The following is a 3,487-nucleotide window of genomic DNA, read 5'->3' on the forward strand; positions in this document are numbered from 1 at the left end:
TATGCACCATCAGGCCCAGCATGTTCTGGTGCGATGCGGTGCCGTGAGCCTGAACCATCCCGCTAAGCTTCTGTTGGATCACATAGCCTGCCTGGACGATCAGCCCGATCGACAGGCCCATGAACAAACTTCGCAATGCGCCGGGCCGGCGCAGCTCACCCACTACTGCGATAAACATCAGCAGCATGCGCAGGACCTGCAAGGGCACGAACGCCGATGCCGTCGGCACCGAACTGACCGCGATCGAGACCGTCGCGGGTACCATGTAAAGCACGATGAGGCCAATGAAGGGCACGCGATTGGCGCTCGCCGCTCGCGTGGCGATCAAGGCCCAACAAAGTGTATCGATCGGCGACACCAATATTCCGCGCACGGTGCCCGGCCATGCCCGCCCGGTGATGATCGCCGCATCGACTTGCAAGGTGCCCATCGCGAAGGTCAGCGCGCCGATGGCGAGGAGCGCCGTGTTCCGATGGCGGCGGTGCTGGTTGAGCAGGGCGACGAAAATCGGAAAGCTCAGCAGGATGAGGGCCAGTGCTACGAAACGCATGGGTCAGGCGAGGTCCCGCAAGGCTGAACGAGACATCATGATCACAGATATGCCTTCATCAAATCTATCCTGCGGGCGATCGACTTGTCGCGATCCAGCTCGGTCCCGCTCCGTGCGCAGCGGGCACAGAACCAAAGGTATTTTCTGCTCAACCTACGGGCCCGCTCAAACCCGACGCTATTTAAGTCATCTTGAGCCTGTAATCGTCAAACCAAGGTGAGTGCTCCCCTTCGGTAATAAATCTGGTAAGAAGCGTGCGCCAGTCTGCCGGTCCCCGCAGCGCCTCCCAAGTAGTTGGGGCCGACTCAGATAATGTTCGATAGAGGATCGAGTCACTTAACACGCGTCGAATTGCCTCGGCGAAGCCGTTGGCGTCGCCTGACTTGAACATGGTGCAATTGTCTCCGTCCGCCAGTATGGACCTAAACATCGGATGATCGGTGCACACGATCGGCGATCGGGAGGCAACTGCCTCAAACATTGTCAGCGGGAATCCTTCGGGATAGGCTGTACGGCTGGGAACTGCGACAATGTCCGCTTCCCGAAACATTTCGAACACAAGTTCATTGCCGACGATACCGCGGAAGTCAACATGGTCGCCAACGTCAAGGGAGCTAGCAAGCGCCTTCATGCTCTCGATATCACCGAGCCCCGCAAACGAGGCGCGAACGCTCAGACCATCATCCTTCAAATATGCAATCGCGCGAATCAAGTCGCCCACGCCCTTCCGTTCGGCGATCGACCCTGCATATGCTATTTGAAACCAATCCTTCGGCGTCAGCACTTTTGGCGCGTAGTCGGTCGGCTGATAACGGTGCGGCACATCCCAAGCGATCAATTTATCGCGAGCAACGCCTATTTCGGCCAAGTGCCTAGTTGCCGGGACACAATGATTGGAGACCATTCGAATGCGCTTATTGTTAAGGATGTGAGCAATCCGTTTACGGCGCAAATACTGCTTGAGGCCGCGTTCATTATAGCTGTTGGCGAGCCCGGCAAAGACACGCTTGCCCGACTTTATCGCAGCGATCAGTAGCTCGGGATATGAAAAGTGCGCGATGATCGTATCAGCGCTCGCGCTCTCAACGGCCGCCTTCAGCACGCCTCGATTGGCCCCGGAGGCACCCAAGGAGACCACACGAACGCCCTCCATCGGCCACTCGTCTTTCGCGGCGTCCGTGACATAGCTGTAGATCGTGACATCCACGTTTTTGACGCGCAGGTCCAGGATCAGTCGAGCTACCTCGTCGTGGGTAGCATAAATCTGCTGTGCCCCTTCAGAATGGCGCCGAAGAACATCAGAAAAATCACCTGCGTAGAAGAAGATTGCGACGCTCCGGCCGACAGGTTCATTTTTCATTCGAGCAATCTTCCCCGCCAGCGGTTTTCGTCGAATGAGTTAGCGGGGGCGGCACATGCTGACAATCGTCTTAAAGATTACCGGCTGCCGCCAAGGTGCTGCTTCACCAAATTTTCCGAACGAGCCTGCACCTTCCTGCGCTGCAAGAGGAGCGAGTGATCGAATGTTAGTTTACCCACAATTTTCGCGGGATTGAAAACCAGTGCTTTGGCGAGGAAGGGCATAGTCAGCCACATCGAGGCGGAGTTAGCCGCCTAGATCCAGTCGAGGCGCACCTTATCGTTAAGGCCGAGCTCGGCAAGTCGGGCTTTTAATTCCTCGGTCTGCCGCGCCAGCTCGTCCGAAAACCGCTCGTGCGTCTCCACCACCGCGAACTTGATTCTGTCGATCGCGCCGGTGTCGATGAGCCGGTTGATGGCCCCAATTTCAGCCCCTTCGATGTCGAGTTTCAGCACGGCTACCGGCTTGTCGAGGCTCATGATGAATTCCGAAATGTCGATGCAGGTGACCGTTTCGGTTGTTACCGGCGCGTCGAACGATTCCGCGACGAAGCTGGCGGCAACCGTTGTGTCGATGCTGTCGAATTCCCGGTGTGCGACGGGCGTGGACAAGGTGAGAGTGCAGTCCCTGTCCATCAGGCCTTTATTGTGAAGGTGCACATTCGGATGAAGCGCGAAACGCTTGCGGAGAATGTCGAAGCAGACCGAGTTCGGCTCGAAGGCATGAACCGTGGCCCCAGCGCGGACGGCCTTTGACGTTACGAGCCCCACGTTCGCCCCGCCGTCGATCACGATGTCGCCGGGCGAAATCGGGACGAATAGGTCGATGGCATCGAAGTTGAGGGTCGCACTCCGGCGGAGGCTGTTCGTCGTTCGCTCCACGACCGGGTTGAACCGAATCGCGCGATACATCTGCTTCGCTAAGGTCTGCATTTCAGGCGAGTAGCATTTCTTGGCGACGACGCAAAGAGGCGTGTGGGCTAGGCCATACTTGTGCTAGTTGTTGGCCTCGTCGTCGTCGTCGTTCTGGAACGCTTCGCGGCGCGCGGCCATCAAGCGTGTGTGACGGGGATAAACGGGTTATGGAAACGTCAGACCATTTGGTCCCATTCATTGCGCGGGCCATATTTTTCGTCGTTTTCCCGCTGAATACGATCAATGTGGGGCGCAACGCGCAGGATGATGCCGACAAGGGCGAAACCTACGCAGATGTCTCTGACGACTTCCATCCATGTCATTGAGACCTCCTGTAACGTCGATCGAGCCACGCAGGGCGTGCTGCATAACATGTCTAGATTTGTGCCGCAAAGTTTTTGTACGACCAGTTGACGAGCGTCTGGGCGGCACTTTAATCAGGCGAAACTAAAAAAGTCGTTCTGCAATGGCGAACCGCGCGGAACGAACAGCAGGTCGAGCTGGACCAGGTAATCGCGGATGCGCGAGTGGCCCGCGATATCGAGCATCACGAACCCCCGCTCCTCCATAAAGGCGAGCACTTCTTGCAATGTCGGTGCACCCGCGTTGTAGCGCGCCACCGCCGCTTCGAGCTGGACCAGGCTGGCACGGCCCAGCGTGGCC

At 57.6% G+C, this 3,487-nt stretch carries 5 protein-coding genes; all 5 read right to left on the reverse strand.

Annotation, left to right across the window (positions count from 1 at the left end):
• On the reverse strand, positions 1 to 550 hold a 550-nt coding region (locus tag ACEW8G_RS02015), incomplete at its 3' end, for a hypothetical protein (protein WP_373486779.1).
• 181 nt (positions 551 to 731) lie between these two features.
• Positions 732 to 1,910 carry a glycosyltransferase family 4 protein gene (locus tag ACEW8G_RS02020; RefSeq protein ID WP_373486780.1) on the reverse strand — a complete coding sequence of 393 codons (1,179 nt, stop codon included), beginning with the start codon at positions 1,908 to 1,910 and terminating at the stop codon, positions 732 to 734.
• A 254-nt stretch (positions 1,911 to 2,164) separates the two neighbouring features.
• Entirely contained in the window at positions 2,165 to 2,842 is a 678-nt protein-coding gene (locus ACEW8G_RS02025; protein ID WP_373486781.1) for an FkbM family methyltransferase, read from the reverse strand.
• A gap of 158 nt (positions 2,843 to 3,000) precedes the next feature.
• Positions 3,001 to 3,147: a hypothetical protein gene (locus ACEW8G_RS02030; RefSeq protein WP_373486782.1), complete on the reverse strand. Its 147-nt coding sequence runs from the start codon at positions 3,145 to 3,147 to the stop codon at positions 3,001 to 3,003.
• Between the two features lie 114 nt (positions 3,148 to 3,261).
• The coding region (locus tag ACEW8G_RS02035; protein WP_373486783.1) for a hypothetical protein at positions 3,262 to 3,487 on the reverse strand (226 nt) is incomplete at its 5' end.

Source organism: Blastomonas sp. (assembly GCF_041747255.1).
Taxonomy (GTDB): Bacteria; Pseudomonadota; Alphaproteobacteria; order Sphingomonadales; family Sphingomonadaceae; genus Blastomonas.

What these genes read in the sequence shown, in the direction of transcription:
- ACEW8G_RS02020 (WP_373486780.1), bottom strand. Translation starts at nt 1,910, where the DNA reads ATGAAAAATGAACCTGTCGGCCGGAGCGTCGCAATCTTCTTCTACGCA.
- ACEW8G_RS02025 (WP_373486781.1), bottom strand. Translation starts at nt 2,842, where the DNA reads ATGCAGACCTTAGCGAAGCAGATGTATCGCGCGATTCGGTTCAACCCG.
- ACEW8G_RS02030 (WP_373486782.1), bottom strand. Translation starts at nt 3,147, where the DNA reads ATGACATGGATGGAAGTCGTCAGAGACATCTGCGTAGGTTTCGCCCTT.